At 38.9% G+C, this 18,180-nt stretch carries 15 protein-coding genes; 3 read left to right on the forward strand and 12 right to left on the reverse strand.

Features of this window, described 5'->3' with window-relative positions; translation table 11 throughout:
• Entirely contained in the window at window positions 1-357 is a 357-nt protein-coding gene (locus FAZ19_RS05570; protein WP_136819689.1) for a hypothetical protein, read from the forward strand.
• Window positions 358-1,411: 1,054 nt separating this feature from the next.
• Here the strand turns inward: FAZ19_RS05570 and FAZ19_RS05575 are convergent.
• The 6 genes from FAZ19_RS05575 to hemA form a co-directional block, all read right to left on the reverse strand.
• Window positions 1,412-1,834: a hypothetical protein gene (locus FAZ19_RS05575; RefSeq protein ID WP_136819690.1), complete on the reverse strand. Its 423-nt coding sequence runs from the start codon at window positions 1,832-1,834 to the stop codon at window positions 1,412-1,414.
• A 239-nt stretch (window positions 1,835-2,073) separates the two neighbouring features.
• Window positions 2,074-2,886, reverse strand: coding sequence for a hypothetical protein (locus FAZ19_RS05580; RefSeq protein WP_229707231.1), 813 nt, complete (start codon window positions 2,884-2,886; stop codon window positions 2,074-2,076).
• A gap of 97 nt (window positions 2,887-2,983) precedes the next feature.
• Entirely contained in the window at window positions 2,984-4,297 is a 1,314-nt protein-coding gene (gene hemL / locus FAZ19_RS05585) for a glutamate-1-semialdehyde 2,1-aminomutase (protein WP_136819692.1), read from the reverse strand.
• Window positions 4,298-4,321: 24 nt separating this feature from the next.
• Window positions 4,322-5,293 carry a porphobilinogen synthase gene (gene hemB, locus FAZ19_RS05590; RefSeq protein WP_136819693.1) on the reverse strand — a complete coding sequence of 324 codons (972 nt, stop codon included), beginning with the start codon at window positions 5,291-5,293 and terminating at the stop codon, window positions 4,322-4,324.
• Between the two features lie 33 nt (window positions 5,294-5,326).
• Window positions 5,327-6,916, reverse strand: coding sequence for a hydroxymethylbilane synthase (gene hemC / locus FAZ19_RS05595; RefSeq protein WP_136819694.1), 1,590 nt, complete (start codon window positions 6,914-6,916; stop codon window positions 5,327-5,329).
• A 173-nt stretch (window positions 6,917-7,089) separates the two neighbouring features.
• Window positions 7,090-8,331 carry a glutamyl-tRNA reductase gene (gene hemA, locus FAZ19_RS05600; RefSeq protein ID WP_136819695.1) on the reverse strand — a complete coding sequence of 414 codons (1,242 nt, stop codon included), beginning with the start codon at window positions 8,329-8,331 and terminating at the stop codon, window positions 7,090-7,092.
• A 369-nt stretch (window positions 8,332-8,700) separates the two neighbouring features.
• Between hemA and FAZ19_RS05605 the strand changes: the two genes are divergently transcribed.
• Window positions 8,701-9,102 carry a hypothetical protein gene (locus FAZ19_RS05605; protein ID WP_136819696.1) on the forward strand — a complete coding sequence of 134 codons (402 nt, stop codon included), beginning with the start codon at window positions 8,701-8,703 and terminating at the stop codon, window positions 9,100-9,102.
• 59 nt (window positions 9,103-9,161) lie between these two features.
• Here the strand turns inward: FAZ19_RS05605 and FAZ19_RS05610 are convergent, their stop codons facing one another.
• From FAZ19_RS05610 to FAZ19_RS05630, 5 genes are all read right to left on the reverse strand, one after another.
• Complete coding sequence (locus FAZ19_RS05610) at window positions 9,162-9,809, reverse strand: hypothetical protein (protein WP_136819697.1); 648 nt, start codon at window positions 9,807-9,809, stop codon at window positions 9,162-9,164.
• Window positions 9,794-10,885: an aminotransferase class V-fold PLP-dependent enzyme gene (locus FAZ19_RS05615; protein WP_136819698.1), complete on the reverse strand. Its 1,092-nt coding sequence runs from the start codon at window positions 10,883-10,885 to the stop codon at window positions 9,794-9,796. Before FAZ19_RS05615 ends, FAZ19_RS05610 begins: the two co-directional genes overlap by 16 nt.
• Complete coding sequence (gene aat, locus FAZ19_RS05620; protein ID WP_136819699.1) at window positions 10,863-11,531, reverse strand: leucyl/phenylalanyl-tRNA--protein transferase; 669 nt, start codon at window positions 11,529-11,531, stop codon at window positions 10,863-10,865. Before aat ends, FAZ19_RS05615 begins: the two co-directional genes overlap by 23 nt.
• Before the next feature lie 114 nt (window positions 11,532-11,645).
• Window positions 11,646-12,017 (reverse strand): 30S ribosome-binding factor RbfA, encoded by a 372-nt coding sequence (rbfA, locus tag FAZ19_RS05625; protein ID WP_136819700.1) that lies wholly within the window; start codon window positions 12,015-12,017, stop codon window positions 11,646-11,648.
• Between the two features lie 448 nt (window positions 12,018-12,465).
• Window positions 12,466-15,384 carry a S9 family peptidase gene (locus tag FAZ19_RS05630; RefSeq protein ID WP_136819701.1) on the reverse strand — a complete coding sequence of 973 codons (2,919 nt, stop codon included), beginning with the start codon at window positions 15,382-15,384 and terminating at the stop codon, window positions 12,466-12,468.
• Between the two features lie 365 nt (window positions 15,385-15,749).
• Here FAZ19_RS05630 and argH point away from each other — a divergent pair, with 365 nt between their 5' ends.
• On the forward strand, window positions 15,750-17,081 hold the full coding sequence (gene argH, locus FAZ19_RS05635) for an argininosuccinate lyase (RefSeq protein WP_136819702.1): 1,332 nt from the start codon (window positions 15,750-15,752) through the stop codon (window positions 17,079-17,081).
• 22 nt (window positions 17,082-17,103) lie between these two features.
• Here the strand turns inward: argH and FAZ19_RS05640 are convergent, their stop codons facing one another.
• On the reverse strand, window positions 17,104-18,162 hold the full coding sequence (locus FAZ19_RS05640; protein WP_136819703.1) for an aldose epimerase family protein: 1,059 nt from the start codon (window positions 18,160-18,162) through the stop codon (window positions 17,104-17,106).
• Window positions 18,163-18,180 lie beyond the last annotated feature (18 nt).

Below are 18,180 nucleotides of genomic sequence, written 5' to 3' on the forward strand. Positions count from 1 at the left end.
ATGAAATCAGAAGAATTTATTAAAAGTATAAAAGTTGTCGTTTCTCAGGGAGCAATAAATGATGTTTTGGAGAGTCTTTCTGATCCTCCTGGAAGGAAACCCAATAACGAATTAGTGGAAATTTCTAATTGGTATAATAGCTTAGATCAGGAAGGGAAATCTTTTATAAAAAAAATAGTGGAGATGGGAGTGGATACAAGTATGTTCGGTTTTTTGTGTGTGCTTGATGGAGTTCGGGTAATTGAGAGTACTATAGACAAAGGAAATTTTGAACTTTATTATGCTAAGGGCAAATCCACTACCTTATTAAACGATCCTCAGGAGGAATATCTTCATGATATTTATAATGCGCTATAAATATCGTGGTGAAGGCCCTTGGGATCCTTTAGGCGAAGGAACGAGCCTAGATCAAGTTATCCATCTTCCAATACGTATTTCTGAGAAGGTAAAATTATCTTGGATTCTTTGTTTGAATTTGGATAATAGTTTTAATGAAAATTATGACTATCATTCTTATAGTGCTAGCTTATCTGATTCGGAGGTACCGGGGAGGTGTATAACAATTTTCCGAAGGTATACTTCTTAGTAGGTGAATATAGGGAATTGCGTTGTTATCAAGTGTCCGATTCAAGTTCAATAAAGGTAGATAACATTCATGTCAACTAAATAGTCATATTTTAACCCAATACGAGTCTTCCTACGGGAAAATTGTTTTAATAGGCAGAAGAATGGGAGATCATGAAATAGGTTGATATTTTTTTGTAGTCCATAGTTGTAAAGTTTTTATTTTTAGTTTAATCTAAACCACACAGCTTTTTATATGTCATAATCTGTTATTTCGAGGAAATATGATGTAATTCTAGAGTAACATCACGTTAATATTACAAATACCAACGTTATTTTGAAATACAACAGCGTAAATTTCTTTAATATTAACGTTAAATCTTTTCTTAATTACGATATTATAAAATATAAATACGTTATAATATAAGATATAAACGTTAATACATATTAAAGTAACTTAATAGTAATTCTACTTTACGTAATTATTTGATAGAATAACCGTATAGCGTTCTTTGAAAGCGTTAATTTGATGTATTGCAACGTTATATTGTATCATAATTACATCTATCTAATTTAAAGTACCGTTATTCTGATATGAGCCTGAACAAAATAATTGGTACATTTTTATTGAATGAGCCACAAGATTATGAGCAAGGGTAAATATAATGTCGAACGCTTTAAGGATGAAGCGATGCAAAGCCTTTAGGAAACGAGAAAAGGTGAGGGACAGATAGGATTTTTGCACCTATGATGAAGCACTTATTGGAAATAATGTGGGAAAACGTAATCTACGCACTAAAAAGGAAACTAAAGAAACTAAAAGAAGCCCGCTAGTTGCGGGCTTCTTTTAGTTTCCACCATTGTCAGCATCTGTTAATGTGATTTTGACAACAATAGGTCTGTCGATATCATCGGCCTCTGGTGATCTAGTCTCAGCAAATATCGTCACCAAACCAACTTGATAACTGAATGAATAATGGGTCTCCCTGATAGTGGCAGGTATTGCATCAAATGCGGTACTGCTATTTGCAAATTCCAACGCAACTTGTGTCGTACCAAAATTATAATATTGGGCGTCCAATTCCGGAAATGGAATATCAACAGCATAAACACCTGAACCTACTCCGTCTTCTACCCAGTCACCCGGTTGGATCGTATGTGTATATGTTATACCTGGTAAGAAATTGTTCGTAATGTATTCTTTAGTACAGGAATTTAACGTTAGCAAAGAAATACTGCCTATGGCGAGAGCGAGTAATATTTTTTTCATGGGATCAATTGTTAAGTTAGTAAAATATTGTGTTTTAATAATTTTATGACCTGATAAATTGTTGTTGGTTTAATCATAGCAAATATATTGCCATAAAAAACCTTCATGATGTTCGGGTAATGCAACTATCAAAGTTCTTAATGGCTAGTGGGCCAAGCGTAACGAACTCAAAGATACCTTCAAAAAAAAGGTCAATCCGAATTCGGGTTGACCTTTTTTTGATAGTTTATACTTGTATGCTATTCAGCCGCAAGATTAATTTTCCGCTCAACGGAAACATTGTCGCCTGTAAGTGCGTTACCATCTTTATCCACTAAAGACAATTTCACATTTGTTTCGCCCATAGGAAGATTTAAAACTTCATAGGGTGTCCATTGATCTAATGTGAAATCCTGACCATTTATTGTAGCCTTTACTTTGTTTGCATCCGCTCCTAAAGACGTATTAACGACGAAGAAATCTAACAGCAATGTTTTCGTGTCTGCTCCTTTGTAATCGCCTTTTGGACGGCTATAGAATAATGACGCTTCGGTGGGAGTCGGTAACTCTTCTATTTTGCCTTCGCCATTTACTTTAAATTTAATCAATTTAGAGGCTTCAGGTGTTTTAATCGACTCGTGGAATGACCTCGATAAAAAGGACAATAGATAGTGCTCTGAATTAACCGCTACGGTATGCGTATGCTCTGGTTTATAAAGTGCGACATAGGGCTTATTGTCTAAGATGAAATGGATGTGTTGCCCCTCATGCGAATTCGCCATATGATGGTCGTGCTCCGTCTGCTCGGTTAATTTGAAGTTCTGTACATCATATTTTACCGTGATATTCGCAGAATCACTGCCGGACTTCTCCGAGGTAATGGACGCAATTTTCAGCGTAGCACCGGGAAATTCCTTTGCATGCGCAAGGGGATTGACTGCTACGGTGCCTGCCGTATCAGATAAAGCGGTTGAATCTTGGACTTCACCATCTGTATTTTTTGTCGTGTTATTGCAGGATACAATTGTTGCAGAGATAGCTAAAATTGCCAATGTGGATTTCAATGTTTTCATATTAATTCTATAGATTAAAGATTCTCATTAACCCTTTTAACAGCTAAATTGAATTTTTGTTTTATCTAATTGTCTATTGATAAGTTTAATGCTTTTGTTATACGAATACTGCTTCTAATGCTTCTCGAATAGCAAAATGTGTGGTTTCCAGATCTTCCGGTGTATGGGCAGCAGATATAAAACCGACTTCATAACCTGAAGGACCAAAATAGATACCTCGGTTTAACAATTCTCGGTGCATCACTTTATATTTTTCCATTGATGATGGATCTATTTGATCAGCACGCTGAATCTTTTTATCGGTAGCAAATGCAAACCAGAATATAGAGCCGATGGTAAAAATTGAAACAGGATAATTCTTTTCGCGTATAAAATCACGGATACGTGAGACAAACGTAGACGTCGTCTCCTCTAATTTTTCGTAGAATCCGGGTTGTGACAGGATCGTAAGTGTTGCTATTCCTGCAGCCATGGCAACTGGATTGCCAGACAATGTGCCCGCTTGGTAAACACCGCCATCTGGAGAAATGTATCCCATGATATCATTAGAAGCACCATAGGCTCCTACAGGCATTCCTCCTCCAATAATCTTGCCGTAGGTCAATATATCCGGCTGGACATCGTAATGCTTTGCGGCGCCTTCAAACCCTAATCGGAAGCCCGTAATCACTTCGTCAAAGATCAATAATGAACCATTCGATGTAGTGATATCTCTTAAATACTGTATGTAGGCTTTGTCTTGGATGAGTAGGCCGTTGTTAGCAGGTATACCTTCGATGATAACGGCCGCGATCTGGCCTTCAAAATCTGAGAATACTTTATCCAGCGCAGCGATATCATTTAATGCGATAACGATTGTTTCATCGGCGAAAGCTTTCGGAACACCCGCAGAGGATGTTTCTCCAAATGTGACCAGTCCGGATCCTGCTTTTACCAATAGGGAATCTGAGTGACCGTGGTAACAGCCTTCAAATTTAACGATCTTATCGCGCTTCGTATATCCGCGGGCCAGACGGATAGCCGACATGACAGCTTCCGTGCCAGAGCTGACGAAACGAATCTTATCGACGTATCGATTATTGGATATAATTAGTTCGGCTAAGGTATTCTCTAGTTGGGTTGGCGCCCCAAAACTCAACCCTTTATGCAGTTGTGCTGAAACAGCCTCGCGGATTTCGATATTGTTGTGTCCTAAAATTAAAGGTCCCCATGAACAGCAATAATCGATAAATTCATTGCCATCGGCATCCCATAAGTGTGCCTTATCGCCACGCTCGATAAAAAGTGGAGTGCCATAGACAGATTTAAATGCACGGACGGGGGAATTTACGCCTCCAGGAAAATAGTTTTTAGCTTTTTCGTATAGCGTTGCTGATTTAACCCGTGAAATATCGGGTACTTGATTTGTCATATCTATTTATTTAAAACAGGTGATTTATTTCAACCAACCTTTTTCCAATACTTCTTTCGCATGATAGGTGAGAATGGCGGTAGCTCCGGCACGACGGAAGCTGAGCAACGTTTCTACGATGGCACTTTCCTGCAACCAGCCATTTTGAATAGCTGCTTTAAGCATTGCATATTCTCCTGATACATTATAGGCAGCAATAGGAAGATCGAAATTGTCGTGTAGTAGCTTGATGATGTCCAAATAGGGTAGACCAGGTTTTACCATTAAAAAATCTGCCCCTTCCTCTACATCCAATCGAGCTTCAATTAATGCTTCACGTGTATTTGCGGGATTCATCTGGTATGTTTTTTTGTCTCCCTTTTTAGGAGCGGAGCCGAGTGCATCGCGGAATGGACCATAAAATGAGGATGCGTATTTGGCGGTATAGGACATCAGTGAAACGTTGGTAAAACCATTTTCATCTAATACATTACGAATAAAACCGATGCGTCCATCCATCATATCCGAAGGTGCAATGATATCGGCGCCCGCTTGGGCATGTGCCAATGCCATTTTTCCTAATACAACCAATGTCTCATCGTTTAATATCTCGCCATTCTCAACGATACCATCGTGACCATCTGAACTATAGGGGTCCAGTGCGACGTCGGTAACGACACAGGCCTCAGGAAAGTGCTTTTTTACAGCTTCAATCGCTCTTAAATAAAGGGTTCCTTCACGGTAGCTTTCCGTAGCAAATTTGTCTTTTAGCGACTCTTCTACGGCGGGAAATATATCAAAAGTAGTTAGACCTAATTTCAGGCAACTTTCGATTTCACGTAATAGGTTATCAATAGAATGACGATATATTCCAGGCATTGATGACACTTCCGTTTTTTGATTTTCGCCTTCCACAATGAAGAGTGGGAAAATCAAATTGGAAGGTAACAAATAAGTCTCCTGTATCATGTTGCGGATGACAGCAGATTTTCTATTTCTTCTTGGTCGTTGTAACATATTATTAGTTATTTAGATCCCTAATCTTTGTCCCTATTTGTAGTCTAGACCAAATATGGCTTCCGCCAGACCGATTTCATCCGGTGTGAAGGGCAACGAATAAGTTAATCCCATTGAGGCAATAGCAGCAGCCGTAGAATGCCCGATGCAGATGATTTTTTGACCGGGATCGACTAAGTTTTCCTGGAAATAAGCCTCTACGTTGCTTGGACTGGTAAATATCAATACGTCTGCATTTGATTTATCTACATTTTCGGCAAGTACCGTTTCGTAAATAGGGACGTCGATTACTTTGGTGTTTTCCGTAAGTTCTTTTTGAATCGTTTGCAAGGATCCTTCAGCACGTGGAATCAATACCGTTTGCCCATCCACGAGTTTGGCGAATTCTTTAGCGATAGCCTCTGTCTTGATTCCTAAATTATCACCGGAAAAATCTGCTATACGATTGTATTTACGTAAGGCATCTTCGGAACCGCGACCCAGAACAGCAATCTTTGTTTTCTTTAACACCAAAGGTTCTAATTTGAAAAAGTGCTCGATGGCATTTTTACTGTTGAAGAATATCCAATCAGCTCGTTTTAGGATAAAGGAGTCCAACTTGTTAATAGTAGGATAAATTTTGATTAGCGAACGATCATCAATGGCGATACGGTGTTTTGTCAGCCATCTCGCCAGATATGAATTCTCATCTAGATCCCTGGTGATGAATACGCTTGAAGGCATCTTTCTGTCTTTTCCAAATTTTGAAAAAATGAGTTCCGCTAGACCTTCTGTCGTGTCTGATTGTATAAAAAAACGATCTGGGAAGTCTTCATTGTCGTCCGCGATGGATGTCCATGTTTCATATTTACCTTCATTTTTTCGGCAGTAAGAGCCCAATGGAGCATGACAACCTCCATCAAACAGATTTAAAACCTTACGCTCAACAGCGATCGTTTCTGCGACTTCGTTATTGTGTATCTTTTGAAGAATAGCAAATAAATCCTGATCGGCTTCGCGGATCTGAATAGCCAGTACGCCTTGTGCCGGCGCTGGAATGAGCTCTACCGGAGAAATCTCTTCAATGTGGAAATCGGAAAGATCCATTTCGATCCGGGCGACACCTGCTTTAGCTAAGACAATTGCATCATATTTTTCGTCCCGTAATTTCTGAATACGCGTTTGTAGGTTCCCTCTAAGATCTGTAAACTCTAGATCAGGTCTTAATGACAATAGTTGAGCTTTACGACGATTGGAAGAGGTGCCGACACTTGCATTGTGCTTTAGCGAAAGCCGTTTCTTTATATCGACACAGTCTTTGTGAATGATCAAAAGTTCGGAGGCATCTTCTCGTTCAGATACTGCTGCAATAATGAGCCCTGGCGGATTTACCGTCGGTAAATCTTTATGTGAATGTACAGCAAGATCAATCTGCGCATTCAGTAATTCTTCTTCGAGTTCTTTGGTGAAGAATCCTTTGCCTTCCAGTTTGTCCAATCGGAGGTGCTGAATAATGTCACCTTGGGTTTTAATAATTTTTAATTCGACTTCGATTCCAATTTCTGCTAATCTATCTTTTACGAAGTTGGCTTGCCATAGTGCTAGTTGACTGCCTCGGGTACCAATTATTAATTTTCTGCTCACTATATTAGATTTACGGTAAGAAAAAGCTATCTGCAAAGGTAACCAAATGAGAGGATAATCTTGCTTTCAAATGAATAATAAGCGTAAACGAATTCGTTCATATTCTCGGAGAAGTCGCTCAGGTGAGTTTATGCTATATAAAGTACTTTAAGTTAGCGAAATCGCGTTAGCTTTTAATTGTTTTCTGTTTCGTTGTTTCTCACCAGAATTTCTTTAGCCATCACCATGGGAACTTTAATGTATTTTTTTTCCATATAGTTGATCACTTTTTCGAGAACTTCACGAGCCTGAGGGTCTAAGTTGCGCAGGTCATGTGCAAACACCTCGTTTAGCGCAGTAGCACGTATTTCTTTGATTTTATCGGGCACTTGACGCATAGCCACTTCTACGCGACGTTGTTTGATAAGGGGAAGGAATTCTTTAATGTTCTCACAGATGATTTTATCCGCGCTTTCTAGTTCGTTATAGCGTTCTTGAATGTTTTTCTCTGCGATAGCTTGAAGACTACTTACTTCAATATAGTGAATAGGATAGTCGACTAATACTTGGGCGTCTAAATCATTTGGAATGGCCAAATCGACGATGACTTTTTTGTCCGTTTGTCCATTGAGCAATGATTGATATAGATCACTGTTAATAATCGCTTCGGGAGCACCTGTACAGGTAATCATGACATCAAATCCGTTCTTGTAGTTTTTTAACTCTGACAGGGGATATGATTCAGCATTTAGTTCCCGTGCTAATGTACTCGCATTTGCTACCGTACGGTTAAACACAACAAAATTAGAATGTTTATGTTTTTTAAGGTATTTAGCTAAATTTTGATTAGTTTCTCCTGAGCCGATAACGAGTATGCGTGGATTTTCAGGTAACTTGGTTTCTTTTAATTTACGATAGGCTAACGAAACAACGGAAATGGGATTACGGGAAATGTTGGTAAAAGTGTACACTTCTTTCGCTGTTTTCACTAACCGGTCCATCATAAGACGTAGAAAATCGCCAGTGAATCCTGAATCGCGGCATTTTTCATATGCTCTTCGTACTTGTGCTAGAATTTCTTTTTCTCCAACAACCAGACTTTCCAAGGAACACGACATCCGGAATAGGTGATTGAGCGCCTCTATTCCAGCATAGCGGTTTACCTGGCCTAAATAACAATGAAGTCTTTCTGAAGGAACGCAGAAATTCATCTTATCCATAAAGTTAGCGATAAAATCATCGGTTAATTCATGAGCGCCGTAAAAAACAAACTCCACACGATTACATGTAGCGATGTAAAAGATCTCGGGTATATCTAAATTGTTTTTCAGATTGATCAATCTGGACTCTAACTCTTCGTTACAGATTACCAAATTGCCCAGGTCTTTTAGGTCAACATGTCGATGTGTAAATGCGATTACTTTTAAGTTCTTCAATGCTTTTTCTTTCTAGCCCAAATCTTTGATGCAAATGTAGAGCAAAAGCGGGGGTATAATGTCAAAAATCTGTCAAACCAATCAATTTAGAATGTTTTTAAATAATGTTAAATTATTGTTAATTATTTGTTTTTCAGCGAATTGAAAAACTTGTCTTTTTCATACATGATGACAATCATTTATTCAACCCGAAAAAGTGTCTTAAGGCATAAAAACCTTTACAATATCGTTAGGGCGTTCCTAAAAGCGACGAAAGTGTCCCGTAGGTGTTTGCTGACTTGTCAAATAATCACTTTCAGAAAAATAGCGTAGAAACTTTATATTAAATATGGAAGTGATTCTGCATTTTTGTGAAATTAAATTTCAGAAATGTATATCTTAAACAAACCTTTAGCATGGATTGGCATTGGAATAGGGGCACTAAGCACGGTCTTTTGCCCGTTTCTAAAAGTACCATTAGTTGGAAACTGGAACCTCTACCAGACGGATGTCAATTTATTTGGGCTTAGCATTGGCCTGTTAGCGTTAAGTGTTGCATTATTGTTTATTCGCAAAGTAAATGCATTTCGGATCGTGACCTGGATATTTGCAGGCTGGACAGTGATTGGATTTGTGGCAGTCTATTTTAAAATTAATAATTACTTCGGTATGAAAATCGTAGATGGCATGCTTGCTAAGACCTTACATCTAAAATGGGGCTGGTTCTTTTTGTTTCTAAGTGCGTTGATATTAATGCTAAGTGTTCGAAAATTAAGAGCTGTTAAAGACTAATGTACAGAAAGCGGCGGATCGGAAGTTCCGAATAGTTATATAAATTCTTTTTGAACCGTTTATTTTTTAGTAGGGCGATGCGATATAAAATGTGATTTTAATTTGTCCAATCCAATATTTTCTTCTTTTCTATCCAATTCAAATAACCAAACTTTTTCACCGAGTATAATGTTGTTTTCTTTGGAATTAATTAAATCCAACGGTTTTACTCTTAATTCTTTGCTCAAAGGCTGCGTCTGAGTTTGCTGGCTGCGCGCATGACGGATTAGTTGAAATTGGAAGGTAGGCCATTTTCCAACCGCCGAGAAGTTAGCAGTATATACTTGTGCATAGTCACCTCTTGAGATAAGATTAGCGAATAAACCCGTAGTTTTTGCCCCTGAAATTTCTGATACACTGACAAGCAGTTCAAAAGAGGTCTCATTAATCACATAAAATTTGGCTAAGCCGTCTTTCTGCTCGCCGGCTACAGCCAAGTATATTCCCTTGTCTACAAAAGGGCCTTGAGCGGTTCTGGGACTATCTTCTACATCATCTTCGGGTAAACGCATGTTGCCATGAACCAATGTAATCTTTGTCTTTAATACAGGTATTTCGAAACCTGTATCATCCGTTACGCCAACGATGTCGTTGGCCTGTATAGACGTGATATGTCCCTCAATTGGCTCGTCTACAAATCGTACTAAATCTCCTATTTTGAATTCCATATATGTTTGTCTATTAATTGTATTAATCTTTCGATATCGCTTTCGTCATTATATAAATGTATCCCTATACGTATGCCCGTTCCCCGGGGAAAGCATCTGAGTCCGCTAGACATGAGAACTGGGTAAAGGTCTGGTGATATTTGTATATTTATTAAGGAGGATTTGACCGCTTTTGCTTTTATAGACGGAAGGATGAGATCCCTAGCTATAAGTTCGCCATAAGCCAGCGTGTTTAATCGCTGAATATGTTGTTGAATGGACTCCAATCCGATTTCTTTTAGAAAACGAATAGATTGCTGTAAGGTGCCGTGACTTAGGGTGTCTTGGTGGCCCGGTTCGAAATACGTGTCTAAAATGGACTTTTTTGCCCACATTGCTTCTTGCGGACGAGGACGAGATTGGGCTTCTCCATAAATCTTTGACCGAAAGGTTTCTGAAATCATTAAAAAGCCATTGCCAAACCCTGCCATCATCCATTTGTATCCACTGGTGCCGATTGCGTCGAAGCCGGAGTTATCGAAATCAAAAGGAGCTGTTCCTAAGTATTGGGTAGCATCTCCGATGATCATAAGATCCGGAAATGACATCTTTAACTTTTTGATAAAACTTATATCTACTTGCAGACCTGAAATATATTGAACGACACTTAATAGCAATACATGAGGCCTCTTTTCGCTCACGGCATTAAAGATATTTTCTTCTAAGTTTTCATTTGCTTCAATGAAGAAATGCGGGAATCCTCTACTTAGAACGGGATAATTAAGCGAAGGGTAGTCTTCCGAAATTAACGCAAAAGTAGTGTCGGCAGAAAGCCCTTCAATCAACGTGTTGAATCCAAATGAGAAATTGGGCACGCAGAATATTCGATCTGTACCGCAATGAAATAGGTCAGCTATGTCTTTTTTGACTTCTGCAATAAATTCCCCTTGTTTTTCCCGTTCTACGCCTGAGGGCGCAAAAAATGCTTCATCCCGATGTCGCCTCCAAATGTGGTGGCTTCTGGGCATCAATCCATTTCCAGGTGTGTTCAGATAAATAATATCTTCTGGTACATCAAAATATGATTTGTAATCCATTTGGTTTCATGTGTTGCTGTTGTAAAATATCTAAATACTGCTGCTGGGGCATGTAAATGGCTCCCATGCTTTCTAAATGTGATGTATATACTTGGCAATCGATCAATTCCAATCCAAAATTTTGGATTAAAAAAACTAGTGCAGCTTTCGACGCGTTAGAAACTTTAGCAAACATGCTTTCGCCGCAAAATACGCCCCCGACCAATACGCCATATAGGCCGCCTACCAACTCCTCGTCTTTCCAAACTTCTATACTGTGGACAAATCCCAAATGATGAAGCTCCGTATAGGCCTTTCGCATATCGGCTATAATCCAGGTTCCGTCTTGATCTTTGCGATCAATGTTAGAACAATTGGTGATGACCTCCTCAAAAACTGTATTATAAGTAAAATTAAATAAACCCATTGACAGTACTTTTTTCATACTCTTACTGACTTTGAGCTGATTTGGATGTAAAACAAATCTATTATGTGGCGCATACCAAAGTATGGGCGAATCGTCCGCATACCAAGGAAAGATACCATGTTTATATGCGGTAAGTAGTCTTCTTGGCGTTAAATCCCCGCCGACTGCCAGTAGGCCGTCGGCTTCAGCATACTTCGGATGAGGAAAGGAAACCTGCCCGCCTTCTAGTTCAAAAATCATGTGCTTAAAAAACCTTCATCTCGCCTGAGGACGAGACCAATAGTCATGAAAGCTCCTTGATAGGTGGTTTCATAGCTGTTGGGAACATATACTTTCAGAAAAACACCAGATAAATTAATCTGGCTGCCTATCTTCTTTACTTATTTCATCGAATAATTTATCCATGTGTTCGACATATTCATTGGTGTCGTCCAAAAAGAACTCCAATTGAGGAACCACACGCGCCTGGTTTTTTATCTTAACACCAAGCTTATAACGGATTTCATTTGTTTTCGTTTTGATGCTAGCAATGTCATCCTTAGCTGTATTGGTATTTAAAAAGCTGAGGTATACGCGTGCTATCGCTAAATCAGGTGTGACTCTCACACGAGTCACTGTAATGAATGCACCAGGTGCCCATGTCCTTCCATCACGCTGAAATAATTCGGCCAAATCTTGCTGAATCACTCCTGCAAACCGTTGCTGTCTCTTGCTTTCTGTTGCCATCGTGTTTTTTCGTTAAAGAAAGCCTTGACTCTCCATGTTATGATACAAACTTAGACAAACTTACTTTTTATAACAAGTTTTAATTTCTATTTGTATTGCTTAATTCTATTTAGTTTGTGTGTAAAAAAAGACCTGTCGTGGGCATTGACAGGTCTTAATCAAAAAAATAGTTTATAACTGGATAGAATAATTTCTTTTTCAAGTTTCGAGACGTTGAGGTCTACCATCATTTAGTTTGTTTATCTCTGGGTCGTAAGATTTTGTGAGTATTAACTCACTTTCTCTTGTTCTTTTCATCTCCCGTGTGGTACAAACATAGGCATATAAATCCTTTACCCAAAGATGTTTTTTAAAAAAAAGTAAGTGCTTACTTATTAATTGCTATTCAGCTTGATGAGGGAATATTATGGCGCAGATATAGAATGTCCGCGCCTTATGTATTTAAAGATTAGAATGCCCGCTCTTCAAGATGTTTTGGAAGGTCAATATAGTCAATACCTTTTGACCACCAATCTGGTGACTCAGTTGCTTTGAGATAATGGTCAAAAAATTCCATCATGCGTACTGCATAATCTTTTTGATTTACTTCTTTGCGAAGTCCGTGATTCTCTCCATTGTAGGTGAGCATAACGACCGGCTTATTGAGACGACGAAGTCCATTGAAATATTCGATCCCCTGGGTATAATCGACTGCACCGTCTTTATCGTTATGCATAATAACCAAAGGTGTATTTACCTTTTTAATATGATAAATCGGTGAATTTCTTGCAAAAGCGTCCCAATTATCCCAGTACCCTGACGTTAAACGACCTTGGCTGGATTCAAATATGCTCTGATTTGTGGAGCCGGAATTCCAATAGATCAAACTATACATACTGATCATATTCGTTAATGGAGCGCCGGCTACGGCCGCTTTAAAGATATCTGTCTGTGTAATTAAAAAGGATGTTTGATAACCTCCCCAAGAGTGCCCCTGCAATCCCACTTTATCGGGATCAACTATGCCCGTTGCGATAGCAGCTTTGACTGCCGGTACCACGCATGCAACTGCAGACATTCCGGGATCGTTGAGCTTGTACGTAATATCTGGCATCAATACAGCGTAGCCGTTACTGTTATACACCGCTCTATTAAATCCACCACCAGGAAAAGCCGGATTGGAATAACTATTCGTTCCGTCGGTTAATCTTTCATAGATATAAGTTATGGTAGGATATGATTTACCAGCTACATAATCCGCTGGTAGAAACAAGGTGGCTTGTAATGTGTCGCCGAAATCGTTTACATAGCTTAATAATTTCGATCCAGACGAAAAGGCGAAATTTTCCATATCAGGGGTATTAGAAGTTAATTTCACCTCACTTTTCAGGAATTTGTCTGTACTTGTAAAGATCTCCGGAGATTCATTACTCTTTTCTTTACTATAGAAAAACTGATCACCATGTTTGGATTTGTTAAATAATCCGAAGGATACATCTGCTAATGACAATACTTCTAAGCTATGTTTATTGGCCGCTAGAAGGGCAATTCCAGACTGCTTCGTATTATCGTCGAAAAGGGTGAAATACTGATCTTTCTTTAAATCAATAAAATCATCATCTTCATAAATCTTGTTATAACGGGAGGTAGTTAATTTTTGGTTTTTCCAATTGCTGGTTAGACTGCTATAGGTTTTCCCATCTGCTGAAACTTTCCAAAGGTCATAATTGTCTTTCAGAAGGACATGTTTGCCATCTTGTGTCCATCCAAAATTTGAAGTGGCAGGTTTTGAAACGTTATGGTCGTCGAAAGCATCAATAAAGGTAGTTGGAATCTTGTCTGTTATATTGGTCTTTACCGATGTTGCAATATGTAGCGTATAATAATTGCCATCGTGATAATAAAGAAGGTAATCGGCGGATGGAGAGAATTTTATACTTCCTGTCGCATTCAGATAGAGTTTTTCAACGCCCAACTTTCGGCTACCTGTTTTTACGTCGATGATATACAGGTCGGCATATACCTGCCCATTGAGGTTGGACTCGAACTCATAAGGTTTGAAATCCAAACCATATCCGATCTGTTGGGTGGGGGAAAGTACAATAGAACGGATATTGCTGTCCGCCAAAGAAATGAATCTATTTTCGTTGACATACAATGAACTCATTACCATGTAGTTTTTGTCTGATTCTAGTTGGTTTCGTTGGCTAGATTGCAGTCTTTTATCTTGCCAATTCCAAATAATCATATCGGGTTTTTCTAAGTCTTTTTTGTTATCGCCGTTCTGTTTCTTAGGTCTTTCACCAGCAATTTGTACAGCGGTACTATCTGACCTTAGTGTGTCTTTTGCTAAATCTATTTTTTGATTGGTGCTGTCTTTCGCGACGCTATCAATTTTAGCTTCGCCGGATTTTTCGTTTTCAGCTTTCTCAATTTTGGCAATACCAAAGAATATTGTGCTTAGATCCTTACTCCAGTAAGGAATACTATTCTGACTTATGCCATAACCGGATGTAATTTGATCTTCATCTAACCCGGTATATGTGAATAGGTCATTTTGTCCGCCCTTGATATTTTTAACGCCGATTAACGTGTAAATAGGTTCTTTGTAATTTTTGTCTTTCTTTGATTTAAGTAAGGCAAATGCGGTGCCTTCTTTGTTCCAGTTGATTTTAGAATAATTTGCTTTGTCATTCTGTAAAATAGAAGTTAAGCCTGTTTTTAGGTCTAAAAGCAAAATTCCATTGCCGTTTGTTCCGTCGGCATCAACGGTATATGCAATATACTGTCCCGATTTATTGAATTTGAAATCACTCACATTCCCAAGGTTGAAGCTCTTTTTATTTTCTAAATGATAAAGGAGTAGATCGGATCCTTTCCCAGATTCTGAGGAAGGTTGACCGGCAGGTCGGCTCGTGGTTTTTGAAAAACGAATAGCTATCCATTTGCTGTCTTCATTTGAAAACTGAATGGACTGTACATTGTCAAAAACGGTGGATGTGGTGTCCGAGAGTGAAACAATTTTTAACTTTTTTGAGATTGGTTTTTTTGCTTTTTCATTGGCTTTGATGTCCTTGTAATTTGGTGATTCGAAGAAAGCAATATATTTGCTGTTATAGTTGAACTCGAATGGATTTACTTCTCCGCCGATCTTATAATTATAAGTAGTTGTGTCTAGCGTTTTTCGCAATGTAAGGCTAAGGTCACCTTGTGTGGGTCCCGAAACAAAGGCTGTCCATTTTCCATCGTTTGTATATTGCACACTGTTCATTCGTATGTAAGACCAAGACGGAATATCTTTCCAGCTAATGGGGATTTTGTTTTCCTGCGCGTAGGTTGCCAAACCGGCAACTTGAAAGCAAAGAAAAAGGAGAGTTTTGATGTTCATGAAGATGTTAAATTAATTGTCGACAGTAAATTTATATAAATAAAAGGGAGGATATATTAAATGCACGTATTTGTATGGAAGATTTTACGTTTGAAATGGTATTTTTGTGGCGGAGATGTAAATGGTTAGGAAAAAAGTGCTATAAATTTACATCGAGCTCTCATCAGCCATTAAAAGACAAATTAAATATTGATGAAACCGAGATGTAAATAGATAGGAAAAGCGCTATAAATTTACATCGAGCTCTCATCAGCCATTAAAAGACAAATTAAATATTGATGAAACCGAGATGTAAATAGATAGGAAAAGCGCTATAAATTTACAATCGAGCTCTCATCAGCCATTAAAAGACAAATTAAATATTGATGAAAATTTGGCAAAAAAATATTAATGTAGATTCCTTCGTGGAGTCATTTACGGTAGGAAACGACAGGGCCATGGATATGCATCTGGCGGCGGCTGATGTATTGGGATCTTTGGCACATACACGTATGTTAAATGCGATTGGATTGATGACGGAGGAGGATCTCACTGCTGTCCAGGGTGAACTAAAACATATTTATTCTGAAATCGAACAGGGAAATTTTGTGATTGAGGATTCGGTGGAAGATGTGCATTCGCAGGTAGAAATGCTATTAACGAAACGTATTGGCGACGCCGGTAAGAAGATTCATTCGGGTCGTTCAAGAAATGATCAGGTTTTGGTGGATTTGAAGCTTTACTTCCGCTCTGAAATCCAACATTTAGTCGGACAAGTAACTTCGCTTTTCGAACAGTTGATCACGTTAAGTAATCAGCACAAAGATATTTTGATCCCGGGATATACCCATTTACAAATCGCGATGCCCTCTTCTTTTGGGTTGTGGTTTGGCGCGTATGCAGAAAGTTTGGTCGACGATCTAGAAATGATGAAGGCGGCATGGCGCGTTTGCAATAAAAACCCCCTAGGTTCGGCTGCTGGCTACGGTTCTTCGTTTCCCCTGGATCGTACGATGACTACTAGGCTCCTTGGGTTCGACGATTTAAACTATAATGTGGTGTATGCACAAATGGGCCGAGGGAAGACAGAGCGTATTTTAGCACAAGCAATGAGCTCAATCGCTGCTACCTTAGCGAAATTTGCAATGGATGTGACGTTGTTTATAAACCAGAACTTTGGCTTTATTTCATTTCCAGCAAATCTTACTACGGGTTCCAGTATTATGCCGCATAAGAAAAACCCGGATGTATTTGAGTTAATTAGATCACGTTGTAATAAGATACAGGCTTTGCCAAATGAGATAGCATTGATGACTACAAATCTACCAGGAGGATATCACCGCGATTTGCAATTGTTGAAAGAGAACCTGTTCCCTGCATTTCAGTCGTTGAGTGATTGTCTGGAAATTACTAAATTCATGTTGGAACACATCACGGTAAAGGAGAATGTATTGGATGATCCAAAATACGATTATCTTTTTAGTGTCGAAGTGGTAAACAACGAGGTGCTTAAAGGAATTCCATTTCGCGAGGCGTATAAAAATATTGGTTTAGCGATTGAAGATGGAACCTTCAAACCTGCTAAAGAGGTGAACCATACGCACGAGGGAAGTATAGGTAATTTGTGCAATGACCAGATTCAACGAATGTTTAACGAGGTAAAAGCAGGGTTTGGATTTGAGAAAGTTGAAACGGCATTGACAACCTTAGTAAAATAAAGTAGCCTTTATAAAAGCTACTTTATTTTACTATATTAAACTTGTAGCTAATCTGAGATTGAAATTCTTCGCCAGGCCGTAAGACAACATTTGGAAAATTAGGTTGGTTTGGACTATCGGGATAATGTTGTGCCTCAAAGCAAAAACCGCCACGTTTTTGGTATTCGTTTCCTGATTTACCGCTATCCGCGGATAAAAAATTACCTGTATACAATTGAATGCCGGGTTCGGTCGTGTATACTTGAAGTTGAATGCCTGAATCTTCAGCATACGCCGTAGCGGCTGCTTGGGAGAGTGGATTGGGATTTATAAAAGTGTGATCATATCCAGTTCCTGCTTTAATCTGCAGATCGTCGTCGCCAATATCCTGCGAAATTTTTTTGAGAGTTCTAAAGTCAAAAGGAGTGTTTTCTACCGGAGCTTCGTTGCCAAAAGGAATTTGATTGTCATCAATTGGAATAAAATGCGTGGATGGGATCTGAAGTAGATGATCTAAAATATTACTATTGCCTTCTCCATTTAGATTGAAATAAGCATGGTTCGTTAAATTGATAACAGTGGGTTTATCTGTTGTCGCTCTAAAACGTATTATTATTTCGTTTTCGTTCGTCAGTTCATAGCATACCTTGACTTTTACTTCGCCAGGAAAACCTTCTTCTCCATCAGGGGAAACATAATAAAAGTCTACTTTTTGCTTGAAACTTACCTGCCTATCCCATACCTTCGAGTGAAATCCGCCTTCGCCACCGTGAAGGCTGTTCGGACCATTATTTTGCGCTAATGTATATTCCGTGCCGTCCAAATTAAATTTTCCATTTGCTATTCTATTCCCGAATCGTCCGATCGTAGCACCATGATATTTTTCCTTGGCTCCGAGATATCCATGTATGGAGTCAAAACCTAGCACAACATCAACGAGATTGCCACGTTTGTCTGGTACCAGTGCACTTACTAAACGAGCGCCATAATCCGTTAGCGCGACCTGCATGCCCGCCCGGTTGGTCAGGATAATTAAATGCGTATTTTTGCCATTAATAGTATGCGCGAAGTCTGAAGGTTTAGGTAAGGAATAAGTTGTCATAATATATTTTTATATCGT

The sequence above is a fragment of the Sphingobacterium alkalisoli genome (genome assembly GCF_005049105.1).
In the GTDB taxonomy this organism is placed as follows: domain Bacteria; phylum Bacteroidota; class Bacteroidia; order Sphingobacteriales; family Sphingobacteriaceae; genus Sphingobacterium; species Sphingobacterium alkalisoli.

Bases quoted from the DNA above. Each gene is read 5' to 3' on its own strand.
- FAZ19_RS05570 (WP_136819689.1), top strand. From the start codon at position 1: ATGAAATCAGAAGAATTTATTAAAAGTATAAAAGTTGTCGTTTCTCAG.
- rbfA (WP_136819700.1), bottom strand. From the start codon at position 12,017: ATGGCAACAGAAAGCAAGAGACAGCAACGGTTTGCAGGAGTGATTCAG.
- aat (WP_136819699.1), bottom strand. From the start codon at position 11,531: ATGATTTTTGAACTAGAAGGCGGGCAGGTTTCCTTTCCTCATCCGAAG.
- FAZ19_RS05575 (WP_136819690.1), bottom strand. From the start codon at position 1,834: ATGAAAAAAATATTACTCGCTCTCGCCATAGGCAGTATTTCTTTGCTA.
- FAZ19_RS05640 (WP_136819703.1), bottom strand. From the start codon at position 18,162: ATGACAACTTATTCCTTACCTAAACCTTCAGACTTCGCGCATACTATT.
- FAZ19_RS05605 (WP_136819696.1), top strand. From the start codon at position 8,701: ATGTATATCTTAAACAAACCTTTAGCATGGATTGGCATTGGAATAGGG.
- hemL (WP_136819692.1), bottom strand. From the start codon at position 4,297: ATGACAAATCAAGTACCCGATATTTCACGGGTTAAATCAGCAACGCTA.
- argH (WP_136819702.1), top strand. From the start codon at position 15,750: ATGAAAATTTGGCAAAAAAATATTAATGTAGATTCCTTCGTGGAGTCA.
- FAZ19_RS05610 (WP_136819697.1), bottom strand. From the start codon at position 9,809: ATGGAATTCAAAATAGGAGATTTAGTACGATTTGTAGACGAGCCAATT.
- FAZ19_RS05615 (WP_136819698.1), bottom strand. From the start codon at position 10,885: ATGGATTACAAATCATATTTTGATGTACCAGAAGATATTATTTATCTG.
- FAZ19_RS05580 (WP_229707231.1), bottom strand. From the start codon at position 2,886: ATGAAAACATTGAAATCCACATTGGCAATTTTAGCTATCTCTGCAACA.
- FAZ19_RS05630 (WP_136819701.1), bottom strand. From the start codon at position 15,384: ATGAACATCAAAACTCTCCTTTTTCTTTGCTTTCAAGTTGCCGGTTTG.
- hemB (WP_136819693.1), bottom strand. From the start codon at position 5,293: ATGTTACAACGACCAAGAAGAAATAGAAAATCTGCTGTCATCCGCAAC.